This window comes from Haloferax sp. ATB1 (assembly GCF_000730175.1).
Map to the genome: position 1 here is coordinate 29,554 of NZ_JPES01000083.1, position 19,041 is coordinate 48,594.

The 19,041-nt window shown below is 60.5% G+C and carries 10 protein-coding genes and 3 pseudogenes; 7 read left to right on the top strand and 6 right to left on the bottom strand.

Annotated elements, in window-relative coordinates; translation table 11 throughout:
- Nucleotides 1–2: 2 nt before the first annotated feature.
- A complete protein-coding gene (locus ATB1_RS13840; RefSeq protein WP_052367998.1) occupies nucleotides 3–1,136 on the bottom strand; it encodes a PAS domain-containing sensor histidine kinase in 1,134 nt (377 codons plus the stop codon).
- 351 nt (nucleotides 1,137–1,487) lie between these two features.
- Here ATB1_RS13840 and ATB1_RS23425 point away from each other — a divergent pair, with 351 nt between their 5' ends.
- The 3 genes from ATB1_RS23425 (at nucleotide 1,488) to ATB1_RS13860 (ending at nucleotide 7,180) form a co-directional block, all read left to right on the top strand.
- Complete coding sequence (locus tag ATB1_RS23425; RefSeq protein WP_241768246.1) at nucleotides 1,488–4,814, top strand: dockerin type I domain-containing protein; 3,327 nt, start codon at nucleotides 1,488–1,490, stop codon at nucleotides 4,812–4,814.
- Nucleotides 4,815–4,970: 156 nt separating this feature from the next.
- A complete protein-coding gene (locus ATB1_RS13855; protein ID WP_241768247.1) occupies nucleotides 4,971–6,476 on the top strand; it encodes a PAS domain-containing sensor histidine kinase in 1,506 nt (501 codons plus the stop codon).
- A gap of 188 nt (nucleotides 6,477–6,664) precedes the next feature.
- Nucleotides 6,665–7,180: a DUF21 domain-containing protein gene (locus ATB1_RS13860; RefSeq protein ID WP_052368002.1), complete on the top strand. Its 516-nt coding sequence runs from the start codon at nucleotides 6,665–6,667 to the stop codon at nucleotides 7,178–7,180.
- A 23-nt stretch (nucleotides 7,181–7,203) separates the two neighbouring features.
- Here the strand turns inward: ATB1_RS13860 and ATB1_RS19930 are convergent, their stop codons facing one another.
- The 4 genes and pseudogenes from ATB1_RS19930 to ATB1_RS23920 form a co-directional block, all read right to left on the bottom strand.
- Nucleotides 7,204–14,133: a PQQ-binding-like beta-propeller repeat protein gene (locus ATB1_RS19930; protein ID WP_082256420.1), complete on the bottom strand. Its 6,930-nt coding sequence runs from the start codon at nucleotides 14,131–14,133 to the stop codon at nucleotides 7,204–7,206.
- A 379-nt stretch (nucleotides 14,134–14,512) separates the two neighbouring features.
- Nucleotides 14,513–14,816: pseudogene (locus tag ATB1_RS13870) on the bottom strand (PIN domain-containing protein); the annotation flags it as partial.
- Nucleotides 14,817–14,828: 12 nt separating this feature from the next.
- Entirely contained in the window at nucleotides 14,829–16,052 is a 1,224-nt protein-coding gene (locus ATB1_RS13875) for an RNA-guided endonuclease TnpB family protein (protein WP_042664602.1), read from the bottom strand.
- Nucleotides 16,053–16,175: a hypothetical protein gene (locus ATB1_RS23920; RefSeq protein ID WP_256477161.1), complete on the bottom strand. Its 123-nt coding sequence runs from the start codon at nucleotides 16,173–16,175 to the stop codon at nucleotides 16,053–16,055.
- Between the two features lie 396 nt (nucleotides 16,176–16,571).
- On the opposite strand from ATB1_RS23920, the gene ATB1_RS13880 reads away from it, so the two are divergent.
- The 4 genes and pseudogenes from ATB1_RS13880 to ATB1_RS13890 all read left to right on the top strand — a co-directional run bounded on the left by ATB1_RS13880 (nucleotide 16,572) and on the right by ATB1_RS13890 (nucleotide 18,263).
- The gene (locus tag ATB1_RS13880) at nucleotides 16,572–17,090 is read left to right on the top strand and encodes a PQQ-binding-like beta-propeller repeat protein (RefSeq protein WP_042664605.1); all 519 of its coding nucleotides are present in this window, start codon (nucleotides 16,572–16,574) and stop codon (nucleotides 17,088–17,090) included.
- Nucleotides 17,091–17,166: 76 nt separating this feature from the next.
- Nucleotides 17,167–17,517: pseudogene (locus ATB1_RS24160) on the top strand (PQQ-binding-like beta-propeller repeat protein); the annotation flags it as partial.
- Nucleotides 17,518–17,550: 33 nt separating this feature from the next.
- Nucleotides 17,551–17,823 (top strand): PQQ-binding-like beta-propeller repeat protein, encoded by a 273-nt coding sequence (locus ATB1_RS24165; RefSeq protein WP_343122545.1) that lies wholly within the window; start codon nucleotides 17,551–17,553, stop codon nucleotides 17,821–17,823.
- A complete protein-coding gene (locus ATB1_RS13890; protein WP_042664611.1) occupies nucleotides 17,820–18,263 on the top strand; it encodes a hypothetical protein in 444 nt (147 codons plus the stop codon). Before ATB1_RS24165 ends, ATB1_RS13890 begins: the two co-directional genes overlap by 4 nt.
- Before the next feature lie 41 nt (nucleotides 18,264–18,304).
- On the opposite strand, the pseudogene ATB1_RS13895 reads toward ATB1_RS13890, so the two are convergent.
- A pseudogene (locus tag ATB1_RS13895) lies at nucleotides 18,305–19,006 on the bottom strand (ATP-binding protein); the annotation flags it as partial.
- Between the last annotated feature and the right edge of the window lie 35 nt (nucleotides 19,007–19,041).

Consider the following 19,041-nt stretch of genomic DNA (forward strand, 5'->3'; position numbering starts at 1 on the left):
TGTCAGCGCTCCGGCGCGCGTTCAAGGCGGATCGTGAATACCGTTCCCTTTGGCTCGTTGTCAGCTGCCGATATCTCTCCCCCGTAGATGTCGACGAGCGTGCCCACTAGATACAGCCCAAGCCCCGTTCCATCGCTGTTGAGACCCTTCGTCTCTTGCTCGAAAATCCGGTCTCGCTGTTCGTCCGGTATCCCCGGGCCGTTGTCCGCAATGGTCACGATAACCGACTCATCTTGAACGACGGTGTCGATCGTGATTTTTGGCGCGCTCTCGTCGTTGTGTTGGACCGCATTGCTCAAGAGATTTCCAATAAGCGATGACAACATCGCGTTCGCCCGGACGTCGACACTCGACTGTTCGCTTCGGATCTGAACCTCGGCGTCGTCGAAGGTCTGGCGGACTCGCTCGGCTTCGTCCTCAATAACACGGACTACGTCGACTGGCTGTAACTCGACAGTCGTCCCCTCCTCACCGAGTACGGTCATCAGGTCACGGACGTCCTCCGTGAGCCCGGTCGTGTGTCGGCTGGCCCGTTGTATCCGGGCAAGTATGTCTCTGTTTTCGGGAGACAGTTCGTCCTGAAGTACGTCCGCCCACCCTTGGATGACGCTCATGTCGTTACGGATGTCGTGGCGGACAATGCGGTTGAGGAGCGACAGTTGTTCGTTCCGCTCACGGAGGTTCTGTTCGACTGTCTTCCGGCGAGTGATGTCGATGACAACCCCGGTGACTTTCCTCGGGCTTCCATTGTCACGTCGTTCGGTAATTCCGCCGACGTCGTGGAACCAGCGGTACTCCCCGGACGCGGTTTGAATCCGATACTCGGTGTCGTATCTTTCAGCCCGACCTTCGAGATGATCCCGCATTGCATCCATCGCCCCCTCGTAGTCGTCGGGATGGACGAGTTCAGTGAAGTCCTCGTAGTGGTCGAACTCCGCGGGTGAGTATCCGAGCATGTCTGCCTTGTTCTCGTGGAAGGTAACCGCCCCCGTCTCGACATCCATCTCCCACCAAGCCAGATCACCCGCGAACATCGCGCCATCCAAGCGGCGTCGATACTGTTCGAGGTTCTGTATGTACTGATCTTGCTCGGATTCGACCGAGTGCTCTTCGCTCGACCGGCGGCCCTCAGTCATTGTTGGTACATAACTGTTGACTCACTCAGATATATGTTCGGCCGATCCAATAACGGCCGAAACTCGTCTTCGAACGCGGCGACGTCGTTTACCGAGATCGGCGTTCGTGGCAGCGCACTGGAAACACCGGAGACAACCCGCTCGACCAACTGAAGGTCTCACAGCCCTACAACTGCCACACCACGCAACAACCACCCAGACCCTGTGGTGTCCCACAACTTTACATATACAAAACGTATCAACAACCGGTGAGGTCGGGGCAGCCGGTTCACAGCGAGTACGAACGCGTACGGTGCCGCGACGAAGGGAGTTGTCGAACACGGGACCAACAGACACGACGCTAATCCGATAATGGGACACAAACTCACACAGAGTACGATTGTACTCTTGTTGTGCGGGCTCATGGCCACCGCACCGATTGCAGGCGCAACGACAGTTACCCACCAAGAACAGCCCACCGAACAATCGAGTCTCGACACAACAGGGACGACACTCGCAATACAGAGCGGAAACGGAACCGAAGTAAACCCGTACGTCATCACCAACGCCTCTGAACTGACCGCAGTTCGCGACGACCCCGATGCCCACTACGTGCTTGGGTCGGATATCGACGCGACCGAGACGGCGACGTGGAACAACGGCTCCGGATTCGAACCCATCGGGACGTTCGCGACGCCGTTCACGGGCACCATTGATGGGGCGAATCACACGATCGAGGGGCTGACGATCGACCGGCCGTCGACGAGTGGCGTCGCGCTCGTCGGCTACGCCTCGGAGAGTTCGATAACGAATCTCCGACTGACCGACGCCACCATCACTGGCGACTTCACGACGGCCGCCCTCGTCGGGTCGGCAACAGACACCGTCATCCGCGAGGTGACTGTCAGCGGGTCGGTGACCGGAACCGGGACCGTCGCCGGCGTGGTAGCGTCCACCGACGGCGGTACGGTCGAACACGTCGATGCGACGGTCACAGTAGAGAGCCCCGGGAGCGCAGGCGGACTCGTTGGTGAAAACGAGGGAACCGTCAGCGATGTGGTCGTCTCAGGGCGTATCACCGGTGGGACGTACGTCGGTGGCATCGCCGCACAGAATCCCGGGACGATCGAACGCGCGGCGGTGAACGCGACCGTCGTCGGGACGGTCGACGACACGAGCGTCGCGACTGGCGGCCTCGTCGGGTATAACTCGGGGAACATCACCGCGACGCACGCTCACGGCCGCGTGTCCGGCACGAACTACGTCGGCGGGCTCGTTGGATCGAGCAACTACGAAAGCGGGGTTGTCGCGAACTCGTACGCGACGGCGAACGTTACTGGAGAGTCAACTGTCGGCGGGCTCGTCGGCGGCCTGTACTACGGCAGTTCGGTTACGGAGTCGTACTGGAACGAACAGACGTCCGGGCAAGCGACCTCTGCGGCGGCAGGCAACGGAAGCGTGGGACTTTCGACCGCAGCAATGACGGGCGAGGCGGCGACGTCGAACCTGACTGCGTTGGACTTCGCCGAGACGTGGCAGGTTGAGTCGGGTGCGTATCCGGACCTCGTCGGGGTGGGTGGCGACAGCTATCTTGCGTCTGTTGATGACAACGAAGGCGGCGACACTCAGACCGCCGCGATCAGTATTGCGGACCAGACGGTTCCGGCCGGGACCACGACGGTCACCGTCGAGTCCGCCACGTACGAAGTGACCGACGATGGGACGACAGTGGGCGACCCGTTCTACGTGGTCGTCCACGAGCGGACTGCCGATGGAACGCTTTCAGCACCGATCGGGAATTCCACGAGACTCTCGCCGGGTACCCACAGCGACGTTCCGGTGCGGTTGGGCGTGGACGCGTCGTCATCGGATTCACTCGATGCACTCACGACGAACACGACGCTCGTCGCGATGCTGCACCGAAGCGACGCCGACACCGCGACTGTCGGCACCCCCGTCGAAATCAATAACTCGACTGTCACCCAGACAGCGGCCATAACCGTCACGGATTCCGAACCAACGCTGGATGTTGTTCCGGGAGGAGCGACAGCTCCGCCTGGTGGGATCGCGGAACTCCCAACCGGGATCACAAACGAGGGCGACGAATCCGCGTCGGTTTCGCTTGCGTTCACCGACTTCCCCGGTGAGACGGTCACCGATACCGACGCCGCCGGTGGAACATGGAACACGAGCGACTACTCGTGGCAACTCGACGAACTCAGCCCGGGGTCGTATACCGATCCACGATTCGCGTTCCGAGTGCCGGAGAACGCGACCCCCGGCCGCTATACTGCGACTGCAACGGTCACCAGCAATGGGACGACACGAGAGGTGACCTATCCGGTCACCGTTGCGACCGCGTCTGACCTCCGACTCACCGTCGGGAACGCAACGGTACCGACGGGGACGGACGTGACTGTCCAAGCGCAGACGTCGCCCGCTTCGGGCGGCGTGTACTATGCAGGAAACGTGGCGTACGATCCGTCAGTCGTGGAATTGCAGCGTGTGACGGCCGAAGAGCATGCGGTCTTCTATGAAACCGACACCGAAAACGGGACGGCGTTTTTCAGCGTCCAGAACACGGGTGACGGCTATCTTCAGGACCCCGTGGTGAACCTCACGTTCGAAACAACCGGTGCGAACGGGTCGACAAGCCCGATAGAAGTCACAAACCCGGAACTGTTCACCAACGGTGAGAACTACGCGAACTACCCCGTCGACAACGGCTCGATACATATCGAGAGCTCCGAGACCGACGAACCGACGCCACTCGGGCTCAACGCGACGACCGAACTGGTCGATAGTGACCTCGTCCTCACGGTCACGGCGAATGAGTCACTCGACTCGCTCGAAGCCGTCCTCGCGAGCACCGAGACGGTATACCAAGAGACGATCACGCTCGATGCGTTCTCGGAGACACAAGACGGGTCGACGTACGTCTACACGACGCGATACGTCAACACGGACGACGGCGAGTACACACTGGATGTGTCGGCGAGTGACGACACGGGGGCGCAGACGGACCTGACCCAAACCCTCACCGTCGGCGACGAGCCGACTGCGCCGACAGTCGACCTCGCGATTTCCGCTGTCGATGCCCCCGTCGGACCGAACAGCACGACGACAGCCGAACTCGTTGCGCGAAACGTCTCGTCGGACATCGGTGCGTACGAGGCGACGATTTCGGTTCCCGAGGCGTCGGGGCTCTCGATAACGGCAGTCAACACCACCGGGTCGCCGGCGTTCGCTGACACCGTCTATAGTAACAACAACACGACAGCGCGGGTGAGCGTTGTCGGCCGGACATCGACCGACAGCGGGTCCTCGACGCTCGCAACGGTCACACTCGAAACCGGGGCGACCATCGATGAGGGTGAGGCAGTCGTCAGCGTCTCGGATGCGAACGTCTCGACCGAGGGAGGCGACGAAATCACCGTCTCCTCGACGACGGGCGATACTGTCTCACTCGCCGCACTCGACCCGGTCGGCGACTTCGAATCACCGCCGACCGACCCCGATGGTGACGGCGTGTACGAAGACGTCAACGGCGACGGTACCGTCACTGTCTCCGACGTCCAGGCGATTTTCACCCATCGAGATAGCGAGGTGGTCACCGAGCAACGCGAGCGGTTCGATGTCACCGGAAACGGGGTGTTCAACATCGTCGACGTCCAGCGATTGTTCTACACGACGACCTGAGATCGCTCGCGGCGCTCCGCCGTGAGCGTTCGTCGCTCTGTGTGTGAATGACCGGACCCGGTGGCTGGTTCTTGTCTCACCCGTCGTCCAACCGCCAGCGCGTGGCCGACATCATCTGGTGCCAGTTTCATTCCGCTCTGGTATTCTTGGATAATATTGAAGTGCTGTGCAGTCCACATAACCTTCATGACAGGTTTTGAGAGTGAATCGTCAACAAACGACAGACTGAGCGATAACTCGGCCTCGATTATGGCATATGCCCTCCAGGCTACAGATACCGTCATCTGGGACTGGGATATTTCTGCGGATGCTGTCTCGCTGTATCCTCCTTCGCAGACTGTGTTCGAAGATATCGCCGACCTTGATGACTTTTTGAGTCAGGTTCATCCGACAGACACACAGCGCATCGTTCACGCACTGGAGGTCGCAGTTGAAGAGACCGGGCACTACGTGACCGAGTTCCGCCTTGCCGATGACACAGAGCGATGGGTCGCTGCACAGGGGGAAGTGACCTACGATGAGGGAGACGACCCGGAGCGTCTGATTGGTGTTGGGCGAGACGTAACTGATAAAAAACACACAGCGCAGCAGCTCAGACGAGCGACAGAGCACCTTGCCGAGACAGAACTCGTATCCGACATTGGTGGGTGGGAACTGATACCCGAAACGAACGACCTGTGGTGGACACAGGGGACGAGACAAATCCACGATGTCTCGCCGGAGTACAACCCGACAGTAGAGGATGCCTTCAAGTTCATCCATCCAGCGGACAGACAAACAATCGAGAAGGTGGTCCAACAGTGCCTGACGTCCGGCGAACCGTATGGTGTTGAACTCCGGTTGATTACTGCCGAAGGACGTGAGCGATGGGTCTACTGTAAGGGCGATCGGGTACAACGTGGTGAGACCACCGTTCTCAGGGGCGTGATCCAGGATATCACTGACCGAAAAATCCGTGACCAACGGTTGATGGTGTTGAGTCGGGTTCTCAGGCACAATATTAGGAACACACTTGGCGTCGTCATTGGGAACGCAGAGTTACTGGCAGAAGAACTGGAAGCACTCGATCCACTTGAGACGTACCTCGCTGAAACGGCTTCGTTTCCACTTGATGATAGTCGTCGCATGCTTTCGAAGATTGCTGACAACGCGACGCAGTTGGTTGAGCTGGCTGAAAATGCCCGGCAGCTGAGTCGTGTGTTAGAACGTGGTCCGGTGCGGTACTACGTCGATGTCCCGACAGTTGTCGATCGACTCGTCTCGAAGTTCACCGACCAGTATCCCACTGCAAGTATTCACGTCGAAAAACAAGCAGTCGGCGTGAAGGGAAACGAAGAATCCCTCGAGATGGCGCTTACTGAACTCATAGAGAACGCAATTGTCCATACTCACGACGCGTCACCGACAGTCGAGGTTTCCATCTCCCGAGTCGACAACGAGCGAGTTCGTATTCAGGTCGCAGATACAGGCCCGGGCATTCCGGAGATGGAACAAGAGGTTCTCGAGATGGGTACGGAAGAACCCCTCCTGCATGGTCGGGGAACCGGGTTGTGGATGGTCAATTGGCTGATGACACAGTTAGGGGGCAGTATTTCAATCGACGAAAACGTCCCTCGAGGAACCGTTGTGTCGCTCACGTTGCCTGCCGCACTGAGTGAGTGACGGCTTTCGCGCCCCCTGGCGTGGAGGAGTCAACTCCTTAGTGAGCGGGAGTCCGCACTGACCGACACAGGAACAGGAACACACAGCGCTCAGGCTTGGTCGGTCTCGGTCGGGCCAGTCGACTCGGACACGAACGCGCCACCACTCAACCACCGATATTCATACTCCCACCAGCGTACGAATGTGGTATGAATACCTACTCGATTTTGGGACCGTCGCTCGTCGCTGTCGTGCTGCTGTTGTTGCTGAGTGCGTTCTTTTCCAGTAGTGAGTCAGCGATCTTTTCGCTCCCGGATGATATGCAGCCCGCGACCGAAGACAGTACGAAAGACAGCCGCACACTCCAGCAACTCCGCGCGAACCCGCACCGACTCCTCGTCACGCTGCTGGTCGGCAATAACCTTGTCAACATCGCGATCACTAGCATCGTCACACTGCTGGTTGCACGGTTCATTCCCCCCGGATACACCGTCGTGATCGCAACACTGTGTGTGAGTGTGCTCGTCCTCGTGTTCGGGGAAATCGTGCCGAAATCCTACGGGCTCGGCCACGCAGAGTCGTGGAGTCTCCGTGTCGCCCGCCCAATCTCGTACGTCGAACGCGTACTGAGGCCACTCGTTGCGTTGTTCGACATCGTCACGCGATGGCTGACGGCACTCATTGGTGGCGACCAACAGATCGAGAAACCATATCTCGACGAGTGAGCTGCCGTCCGATCTGCAAGTTCTCACTCGCGGGGTGAGGCCTCCTGCTTGGTCGCGTTGAAGAGTCGCTGGATATCGACGATGTTGAACATCCCGTTTCCGCTGAAGTCGAACTGGTGGGTGTTGTTCTCAATCGTAGCGTCGTTCCGGTCGACGAACAGCGCCTGCACATCGCTAACCGTCACAGTCCCGTCGCCGTTGACGTCTTCGTACAGCCCGTCGGCATCCGGATCGGTCGGCGCTCGTTGCCGATCGCCGATCGGTGGGAGCGGTCCACCGGTGACGGTGCCGTTCTGGGTTTCGGGTGTGTGTTCTCCGTCGTCCGTCCACACGGTTGCCGATCGAATTTTGACCGGACTCGTGGCTGCAGCGGTAAGCTCGAAGACGAGCGTCGCCTGTGGATCTTCCCCATCGTCGAGTGCCGCCCCGATCGAAACGGTGCCGGTCTCGTTGTTGATCGTGACTGCCGTATCCGTCCCCGTGAGCTGGACGTCCTCGATCGTTGCGACGGCGGGGTCGAACGTCAGGTTCGCGCTGTATGACTCCACGCCCGATGCGTTCTCGACAGTTACCGGGACGGCGACTGTCTCACCCGGGTCTACAGCGCGGTCTCCCACGACAAACCGGGACAACTCGGAGTCAGCGTCGGCATCTTCGGCCACGACAGTAGTGGTTGCCGTGTCGGTCACGGTGTCGCCCGCCGCGGTCTCGGCGACTGCTGTGACCGTCACCGTATACGTGCCGGGGCTTTCGTACACGGAAGTGTATGTTGCTCCCCGCGTCTCAGCCTCGGCGACGCCGTCGCCGTTGGTATCCCACGTGTATTCGAGGATATCGCCGGTCGTGTTGCTCGCATCGAAGGTGATGTTCTTGCCGACCGTGACGGTCGACGGGGCGTCGACTGCTGCGTCGAAGTCGGCCGTCTCACCTGAGGTAACTGTCAGTTCGACCGACGCAGTGTCGTTGCCGGCCGTGCCGACCGCAGTGACGGTCGCGGTGTACGTCCCGGGCTCGCCGTACGTGTAGACAACGGTTCCATTTGTCGTCGTTGACTCGTTGGTGCCGTCGGCGTCGACGTCCCACGCATACTGGTCGATCCCTTCGGTGGTGTTCGTGGCGTCGAAACGGACGGCCTGTCCGACAGATGGCTCACTGCGATTGACGGTGAGCGTCAACTCGGAAGCTGGTGGTTGGAGTTCAATTGTTCGGTTCGCCCAGGCGTGATGGTGGCCGAGCGCACCGAGCGTCACACGAGAACCCGCACTCGATCCGTTCACGTCAGTGCCGAGCGCGTACACGTCACCGTCGTTGTCACCGAAGAAGAGTCTACCATCGACCACCGTCGGCGACGACTCGACGGGCGTTCGGATGTTGGTCGGATACGTCCATCGCACTTCGCCCGACTCGGCATTGAGTGCAAACATACTGCTCGGTTCACTGTCGTCCGACGAACCCACAAAGACGGTGCCGTCGACCACCGTCGGTGAGGAGACGACTTGGTAATCTCCGGTCTCATATGTCCACACTTCGGTGCCGGAGTCGGCGTCTAGCGCATACACGTTGCCATCCTTACTGCCGACAAAGAGCGAACCGTTGGCGACCGTCGGCGATGATTCGACCTCCCACCCTGTTTCGAAAGCCCACTGTTGTGCACCCGACTCGGCATCCAACGCGTACACGTTATCATCGTTGCTCCCGACGTAAACCGTGCCGTTGGCAACTGTCGGCGAGGACTCGACCGCAGCGCCAGTTTCGAACGCCCACTGCTGGTCGCCCGACGTGGCGTCTAGTGCGTAGACGTGGTTGTCGTTACTCCCGATAAATACGGTCCCATCGGTGATGACCGGCGACGAATCGACTCGTCCGTCGGTCTCGAACGTCCAGCGGACTGCCCCTGTGGTGACGTTCAAGGCGTACACGTTGCCGTTTCTGTTCCCAACGAACACCGTCTCACCCGCGATGGTCGGTGAGGAGTGAATCGTACTGATCGTCTCGAACTCCCACTGTTTCTCGCCCGACTCGGCATCCAAGGCATATACGTCTCCACCGCTCGCGACGGCAACTGTGCCGTTGACTACTGATGGTGAGGAATACACGTCGACCTCAGTCATGTACTCCCATTTTTTGTCACCCGAGTCGGCATCCAGCGCGTACACAGAACGATCGTGACTGCCGACGAACACGGTTCCGTTGACCACCGTCGGCGACGACGTGACCGCGTCGCTGGCAGCGTACGTCCACGCCGCTTGCCCGGCCGGAACGCCGTCAACCGTGATCGTTGCGGTCGTCGTCGCCGTGTGGCCGTCATCGTCGACAACTATGAGTTCGACCGTGTACGTGCCGCCGCGATCGAACACGTGGGTGATCGTTTCACCCTGCTTCGACTGGCCGTCGACCGACCAGCGGTACTCCTCAATCGACCCGATCGAATCGTTTGCCTCGAATCTGACCGAGTCACCCACGTCAACCGATCGCGACGGGACCGTGAGGGTGGCCTCGAGCGGGTCGCCGATGAGTAGCGTCTCCGTCGTTGTGCGCTGCTGGCCGTCGTTGTTGGTGACCGTCAACGACACGTCGTATTCACCGGGGGTATCATACGCGTACTCGACGTGTTCGCCGGTGGCGTCGGTCCTCCCGTCCCCTGTAAGATCCCATGCATAGGTGGAGATCTCGCCAGTACTGTTGGACGCGTCGAACTCGACCGGCGTGTCGATGTCTTCCGTCCGGGATGCGGTCAGCGCCGCCGATAACGGCTTTGCGACCGTTAGTGTCCGTTCCGTCCGATTTGATTGGCCGTTCTCGTCGACGACCGTCAGCGTCACCGTGTAGTTTCCAGCCGAGTCGTACGTGTGCTCAGTCCACGCGGACCCGGCCGCGTTCGTCGAACCATCGCCGAAGCTCCAGTTGTAGGTTGCAATTCCGACGACCGAACGTGAGTTGGATGCATCGAACTGGACTGTGTCCCCCGCGATGAGGTCGGTTCGATTCGGGATGAACGCCGGGATGGGTTCGTCAGGATCGATGTCGACGTGGTGTTTGTCGGCCCACCGGTCTGTATGTCCGAGCGTGCCGAGTCCAACCCGTGACCCGACACTATCGCCGGCTTCAACATCCGCAACGGCTGTTGGAGACGATCGGATCGCACTACCTGTCTCGATCGCCCACGTCGAGTCACCGGCCGATGCGTCAATCGCGTACAACGTCCCCGCCTCCGACCCGATGTAGACCGTTCCATTACTGACCGTCGGAGACGCGGTCACTGGCCCATCTGCCGTATACGTCCACGTTAGATCACCTGTTGCGGCATCAACCGCGTACAGAGAATCGCCTTCGGAGCCCACGTAGACGGTGCCATTCGCGACTGTCGGCGAGGAGGAAACCGCACCTCCCGTCTCGACGTTCCACTCCGCTTGTCCAGTCGCTGCGTCGACTGCGTACAGGGAGTTGTTATTCGTGCCGACGTACACCGTGCCGTCAACGACCGTCGGTGAGGATTCGACATCACCGCGAAGACTGGTCTCGAACGACCAGCGGATGGCACCCGTTTCCGCGTCGATCGCGGTGAGCGTATTGTCGATCGTGCCGACGTAGACTGTCTCGCCTGCTAGTGTTGGTGATGAACTGACAGGGCTTCCAACGTCGGTTGCCCAGTGCGTCTCACCGGTCGTCGCATTGACCGCAGCCACTGACTGGTCTCCTGTCTCGGCGTACAGCACGTCATCGGCTACCGTCGGGGAGCCATCGATCGGGCCGATATCCCGTGCCCACCGCTCTGCACCGGTCGCGGCGTCCAGCGCGTGAAGGCCAGGCCCCCACAACGATTGGGACCCAACATAGACCGTCCCGTTGACAATCGTCGGCGATGAGACGACTCCATCATTGTCGGTGCTGAAGGTCCACTGCGTGGAACCGGTCTCCGCGTCGAGGGCGTACAGCGAGTCATCAAAGCTAATCGACGCCCGTGAGCCAACGTAGACCGTTCCGTTTGCGACCGTCGGCGAGGACACAACGGCATCGTCCGTCTCAACCGACCAGCGTTCCTCACCCGTGGCCGCGTCCACAGCGAGAACCGAACCGGATGTCAACCCAACATACACCGCGGTCGGCGACTGCGAGAACTGTGGGTCACCAACCGAAATCGTCGCGTCCGTGGTCGCTGTGCGTCCCTCCGAGTCCGTCACCTGCAATTCGACGGTATACTCGCCAGCTTCGAACTCACGGGTGACCGTCTCACCGGTGGCTGTCTCTCCATTCGAGAACGCCCACTCGTAAGATTGGATCGCCGTTGCGGCTGTCGACCCGCTCGCGTCAAGCGTGAGCGTCTCACCCGCTACTGGTGCTGTGGGTGAGATATCGATCACCGGGGTCGGCGAATCCGAACGCGTATTGACGGTGACGGTCCGTCGTACCGTCGTGACGTTGCCCGCGCTCCCGGTGGCCCGAACACCGAGTTCGTGCTCCCCACTCGTCGTCAACGCGTACTCGAACATCCCGTCGGATGCAGTCGCTACTAGCGACCCATCCACGAGCAACTCGAATTCACTGATCTCTCGATCGGGGTGTGGGTGCGTCGACTCGGCCGCGTCGATCGTGATCGGTTCGTCAGGATCCGCACTCGACGGCGCGGACACCGACACCGACGGTTCGGCCACGCGCTCCTCACGGGTCGCAACGTCGACAACGCGCGTCACGGAGACAGAGCGGCCGTCGATTACTCCTGACAGCGTCACTTCGTAGACACCCGCCTCGTCGAGCGTGGTTGCGAACGTTCCGCCACTTCCAGCGTCGACCGCGGTGTCCCCGCGGATGACCGACCACGAGGGATCTGAAACGTCTGCGGGCGCGTCGAACGTCAGCGAGTCGCCCGGTTCGGGGTACGTCCGGTCCACAGCAACCCCGATGTCTGTCGTCCGCGCTGCCACCGTCGCGTTGGCGACGTCGACGGCCGTCGACGATGTGGCGGTCCGGCCTGCGGCGTCCCTGACAGTCAGTTCGACCTGCGCCGTGCCTGCGGCGTCGAACGTAACACTCGACGTCACACCTGTCGTCGTCGTTTCGGTCGTCCCGTCACCGTCGGTGTCGATCGCCCACTCGTACGATTCAATCGAATCGTCCGCGGTCGTCCCACTCGCGTTGAGTTCGACGGGTTCGCCTGTCAGTACATTGGACGAGACGTCGATTACTGGCAGCGGCGGTTCGACCGATCCGTTCGTCGAGAGCGTGCGAACCGGCCAGTCCTGCTGGTCCGTGGGGCCCGAGGTCGGCATACGAGCGTACGCAGCCTGCGCTTCGGCATTAGAGAGGCCCTCCTCGACGAGGAACGGCTGGAACGCGGCGCGGTAGGACAGCCATCCAGTCCCGTTGTCCGTCTTCTCGACGGTCACACGGAACGTGCGCTCGTCGCCGGGTTTGTACTGACTTCGGATGTCGATGAGATGGTGATCAAGCGTTATCGTCTCGCCGCTGGCGTTGACCGCTTCGCTGCCCGGGCTGGTCCGTTGAACTGAGACGTTCGCGCCAGCGTCGGTTAGGGGCGTCACGTCCGCTACGGAGATGTTCTCACCGTGAGATAGCGAGAGGTAGCTCCGCTCTCCGGAGACGCCAGCACCGCGCGCATTCGAAACTACGAACGTCACAGTTGTCGTTTCATCGACCTTCAGTTCGCCCAGCCGCTCTTCGATCGTCGCCGGATCCTCGGTGAGGCGGACGCTTGGGTTTGGTTCCTTAATCAGATCGAGTCGACGATCCGCTCGTTCGTATTCTTCATAGGAGAAGCGTTCCAATGAACCGAAGTACTGTGCCATCGCACCGTTCGAGTCACCAAATTCGGTGCTCGACAGGCTAGCAGTCCGCTGTTCGTCACTCTCGACAGCAAGGCACGTGTCGTAACTGCCCGCATATGGATTGCTTGATACTCGGCTGAGACACGCGTCCACGAGAACTGCCCGCTGACGGAGGATGACCTCCCTGAGCCGCTCGCGATCTTGCTCCTCCCAAGCGACCTGTTCCTGTTCGTACAACCGTTCGAGTTCGGCCAGTAACGCAGAGCTGTTGCCCGCACGACGGACGTCATCGCGGGTCATTCGCGCATCAAGGTCGTTCTTCAGTTTCTGGTTGACAGCGGCAATTTGGCCGGCAGTTCCACCGTCATAGTTGCCAGTCGCGACTTGATATGCATCTCTCGCCTGCAAGGCGGTGCCGACTCCCGGTACCGATCCGAGAACCGCTCCTTTTGTCTCTTCGGTGATGACTGTACTGAAGCCGTCGCGCATCGATGTTTGGACGGTTTCGTTCCACGGTTCGCTGTAGAGGAGGCGGTCGTAACTCGCTTGGTACGAGGATGCGAGCGTGGCCCGAGCGTTGGCCGACCCATTCATCGCGTCCCACGTACTCGCTTGGCTGGTAACGTTGTAGGTCGCCGTGGTCGAACTCACCGCTCCGCCGCCATCGCCGGGTTCTGCAGTCACCGATACTGAGCCGCCGTCGGCCGATTCGGGAACCTCGACGAGGACAACAGCAGTTTGGGAAGTTGCGGTTCGGAAGAAATCCGTGGCCGACAGTGAAGCGGTTGTCTCGCTTTCGTCGGTAATCGTATCGTACTCTGTTGGTTGGATGCTCTCGATGGTGGCGTCGCCCTCGACAGTCAGATCAAGCGTTGGGTCCTCGACGTGGTTCGAGCTGAGAAATGACCCAGAACCGATATCGATGGTCACGACGACCGGATACACACCGCCGGGTGCGAACGTCTGGCTTTGGGGGGGAGAGATATCTGCAGTTTGTGCGATCCCGGTGGTAGTCTGGCCGACCGTGTCCGTCGTGCCGAGGTCGGTTGCCGCCCGCGTTGGTGCTGCGTCCACAACAGAGGCTGCGGTGAGCGGGGCAGCGACCGTCGAAACGATTACGAGTGTTACCAATGCAACGACACCGAACTGCGAGAGTGCTGATCGAGTCATATGAGTCAGGTTGGATTTGCTTGCCGCAAGGGAGGTTCAACTCGAACGCACGAGTCGCCGCCTCGAAACTGATTCCGCTGGTAGGTGATTCGTATTAGTGGCTTGAGATAAACCTGTGGTGTCCAGGGGGGTTCCTCACTCCACTCGCTCACTGCTGATGGGGGTCGCTCCTTGAGAGTGTCTCGTGAGCGACTCCGCGTCGTCGAGGTGCTGCTCACGCGTCCGAGAGCGTAAGAACGGAGCGATTTCCAACAGTCACGCCACCGAGGAGGGAATCAACGGCTCACGGCTGCAACGACGTCGTCGATGGTGAACAGTTGCACACCAACGGCGTCCTGTAACCTATCAGCGGCTGAGGATTCCAACAGCGCTCAAGTAGTCAGTCCGGGGAGTGTGGGTCTGTCGCCGTCTCGAGTCGGTAGACACCGTCTAGAGCGTCAAAATCATCGTCAAACGCGTAGAGATATCCCAAGCCTCGGGTCTGCATATACGCAACAATACACGCATCGACGAACGAGAGTTGACGGTGGCGTCTGAAGAGCGCTTTTGCGGTCGCAGTCGCATCGGAGTTCACCGACGCAATATGGAACCGTGCGTTTTCTTCGAGTCGATCTAAGTAAATCGACGGCCGCATCGTGTCCGGCGTGTGTCGTCAATCCATTGAGTGTCTCCGCTAGAACGTGAACTACCCCACCCTACCGCTCGCCTGACGGCTCGCGCTTGAGGGTGGGGCTTCCTGCTTCTACGACGCGCTTTGCAGACACCGAATCGGTGTCCACAGGAAGCGCAGTCTCCACAGGCGTTGATTCGGAGCGTCCCTCTCCTACATCTTCAAGACCGCGAGAAAGGATATTCCACGCCGCGTTCGCGTCCCTGTCCGCCTCAAATCCACACGCTGGACACGAGTGTTCGCGCACCCACAGCGGTTTCTCGGTCGAACCGCCGCACGACGCACACTCCTTGGTCGTCCCGCTCGGGTCTACGGCAACGAAATGTGTGCCTTCGCGTGCACACTTGTATTCGAGCATCCGCAGGAACGTTCCCCACGCCGCGCCTGCTCGGTTCCGTGAGTTGCCCGGCAGTTCCACCAACCCCTGTGCGTCCAAGTCCTCCACGGCTACCAAATCGTACTCGGTGGCGTAGTAGTTCGACAACTTGTGGAGGAAATCCCGCCGCTTTCGCTTGAGGTCGGCGTGACGCTCGGCTACGACCCGGCGTTGTTTCTCCCAATTTGCAGAGCCGTGTTCCTTCCGTGAGAGGGCACGTTGTGCCCGTTCCAAGCGTTCGCGCTCGTCGGAAAGGTCGGGGGATTCGACCGCCGTTCCGTCCGTGTCGTGAGCATACTTGCAAATTCCAACGTCGATCCCGACGCACTTCTCGGGGTTTTCAGGCTTCGCTGGTGGGGACTCAGGCGTTTCGACACCAAGAATGGCGTACCACTTCCCGGTTGGTTCCTGCTTGATTGTGACCGTCTTGATTTCGGCGTCGTCGGGCAGGTCGCGGTGGAAGGTGAGCGGGATTTCCCCGAGTTTCGAGAGCCACAGTTTGGTCCGACCGCTCGTGTTTTTGAGCTTGAAGCCGGATTGACTGTAGGTGAAACTGCGGTACTCGCCCGGTGCCTTCCAGTTGAGAGTGCCGACGTGGTAGCCGTTCTCTTTGCGACCGCGAAGTGTTGAGAGGTTGTCGTACAATCGCTGAACGACTTTCTGGAGAACCTTCGAGTGAACTTGTTTCAGGTCGTTCCACCACTTCTTAAGATTCGGAAGGAGCTTCTGTTCGCTGTATGCCGAAGTGTTGTCGGTTCGGTTGAGTCGGTGGAGGAAGTGGTTGTAGACCTGCCTACAGGTATCGACAGTCCACGCTAACTGTTCTTCGAGAGCGTCGGACGGTCGCAGCCGATACCTGTAGTTGTAGTTCATCTACGAGCGTTCTTCGATGAGTTCGTCAAGTTTCTCTTGGACGAACGACGAGAGGTTAAGATGGTTCTCCTCAATCCACTCGGCTTGGTCGTCACGGATAGAGATGTTCTTGCGTGTTGCCACGCCACAATATACACAAAGTACACAAATAAGCGTTGCGATTGCGTGGGCCTGTGGGCCTGCCACCGAATCGTGTATGAGAACTGTGCGGCGCTGTATCCCCTCCCTACTCGCTCCCTTCGGTTGCTCCTTGAGGAAGGGGCCTTAGCGCCTCAATTCAGGTAAATTTGACTCTTGTTCGACGACCGACAGCACGAGTGTGGTCCCCCTCAGGTGGTCGGTATCGCAGTCCCGGGGTGGCTGAGCGACCGCCACGAGAACCGAATCGGTATCACACCCATACAACTGCCACACCTGTCTGAACAGCACCGCACGGACTCCGAGCGAACACCATGATGAGCTGCAGTCATGTCAACAACAGCGACAGACACTATATCCCGAGCGACAAAACCGACGAGTATGCCCTCCGAATCGCTCGTCTCACGCCGCGGCCTGCTGGCCATACTGGGCGGGGCTGCCTCGATCGGCCTCGGGGCGGTGTTCGGGACGGGTGCCGTTCGTCCCCCGCTCAGTCTCGAACACCGAGTCCCCGCAGGCGAGTGGCCGATGGCGAAGCGGACGCCCCGGCGCACCGGCTTTCAACCACAGCCCGGCCCCCAAGACGGTCTCGTCGAGGCGTGGCGACAGCCCGTCGAGTCCGCGAACGTCGTCTCTCCCGGACTCGTGGCGACGAACGACCGAGTGTACATCGTCGGTCGCTATGCGGTGCGGGCGCTCGCGAGTACGGACGGCCGACCCGACTGGGTGCGTCCCCGTGAGAACGCGCCGAGCGTCCTCACCAGCCGCGCCCCGTTCGAGTTCCTCCAGACGGGACCGACCGTCAGTGGCGACCACCTGTACGTCGTCGGTGGGGTGACACTATACGGACTCGACGCCACAAGCGGGCAGTCGACGTGGGCGTTTTCGGACGACGAGTAGTTTCGAGCACGTCCTCCCGGTCGGCAACCTCGTCGTCGTCGGTGTCTCTCGCGGGTCCGAGGACCACCTCGTCGCCCTCGATCAGTCGACGAGTTTCGAGCGCTGGGCACGGCCGACCGCCGAGGTCCCACTCGCGTTCGCGTCGGGCACGGAGGGCCACGTGGACGCCCCGCTGTTACTCACCGGAACCACAGCACAGGGCGACAACCGGCAGTTGGTCGGCCGCGACCCGGTCGATGGCTCCGTCGACTGGCGAACGACCGCCGACGCACCGACGTTCGAGGCGTTCGCGCTTCCCGCGATTAGCCGGGGGCGCGTCTACGCCGGTGGGTCGCGGCTGACTGCGTTCGCGGCCACCGACGGGAGCGTCGAGTGGCAGACGCCGATCGTGGACCGTGCCGAATCGATCTCGCCGGTCACCGACGGCGAGCGGGTGTACGGCGTCGGTGGCGGCGTCGCCATGGCAGTTGACGCGGCGACCGGCACGCGACAGTGGTCGGTGTCGGTCGGCGACGTCACCCCGTTCGTCCCGCCGGTCATCGCTGGTGAGACGCTGTACGTCCCCGGCGACGACGCCATCATCGCGCTCGACACGACCGACGGCTCGACGCGGTTTCGGCACGCGCTCCCGGCGTCGACGCCCGACGGCATGGCGAGCGCCGACGGCAACCTCTACGTCAGAACCCATCAGTCGGTCCGTGGCTACGTCGCCCCCGAGGAGGGAGACTCGTGAGCGACGCCGCGTCGCCCGCCGAGACTGCGGTGTCGACGTACGCCCAGCAAGTGGGACGCGGCGTCGTCTTCCTGCTTATCCTTCAGTACTCGCTCGGCATCGGTGTGAGTGCGACGGTCCAGCACGCGTTCGGTCCGACCCCGATTGTGCGCCCCACAATCGTCTCGACTGTCGTCGTGGCGCTCGTCGTTGCAGTCCTCGTCAACAGCGCCCACCAACCCAGCTACCGACAGCTGACGGGCTTCACCGTGGTTGCGTTTGTGATCGGGACCGCAGTCACCACCCTCGTTGGGGGTGGAGACGGACACGTCGGTGCGCTGTATCCGACGCTGCAGACCGGGCTCTCCTGGCTGGGCGCGTTCTGCATTGCGTACGCCGTCGCGTTCGAAGTCGAGTGGAGCCGCGTCGTCGAGGTGCTGCTCACGCGTCCGAGAGAGTAAGAACGGTGCGATTCCCAACAGTCACGCCACCGAAGAGGGAATCAACGGCCCACGGCTGCAACGACGTCGTCAATGGTGAACAGTTGCACATCGTCACGCTCTGCAGCTACTTCCAGCACCGACTGTGTGAATCCACTCCGGGAAAACAGCGCATAGGATTCTGTACGAGAGCCACCGTCATCCGGTGTCCATCGGAGCTCTGCCGTATGTTGCTGGAGGCTGGAGAAGGCGTCGTATCCGAGTGGTGACTGTTGGAACTTACACTCACCGACGATCAACGTTCCATCGGTCGCGAATCCGACAACATCAATTTCGTGTTCGCCGTACCACCACTGACCGGTCTTCGTAATCGTCTGGTCTGGATACAGCTCTCGGAGGGCACGACAGCATAGTGCCTCAAACGAACTCGAAGCGAAGTCCGGGAGTGCTGGTTCGATAAGCGTCTCGAATGCATCTTCACCAAGCGCATCATACTGTCCATCCGAGCCATAGACGAAGTGGAACCAGAACCGGAAGAACGGGTCGCGGATACGGTACCGGCTGCGCTTACTGCGGGTTTTCTGTTCGGTGATTGGGACGTGCTGGTCAATGAGACGAAGCCGCGACAGACGATTCAGATACTTCGAGAGTTGATTATACGCAATTCCAGTCGTTCCCGCAATCTCGTTTCGGCTCGTGTTTCCTCCAGCAATCGCTTCGAGAATTGAGAAATATCGCGTCGGTTCTGTGAGTTCCATCTTAATTCAAGCAGGGAATCCCGGCCTTTAGGTCGGGAGGG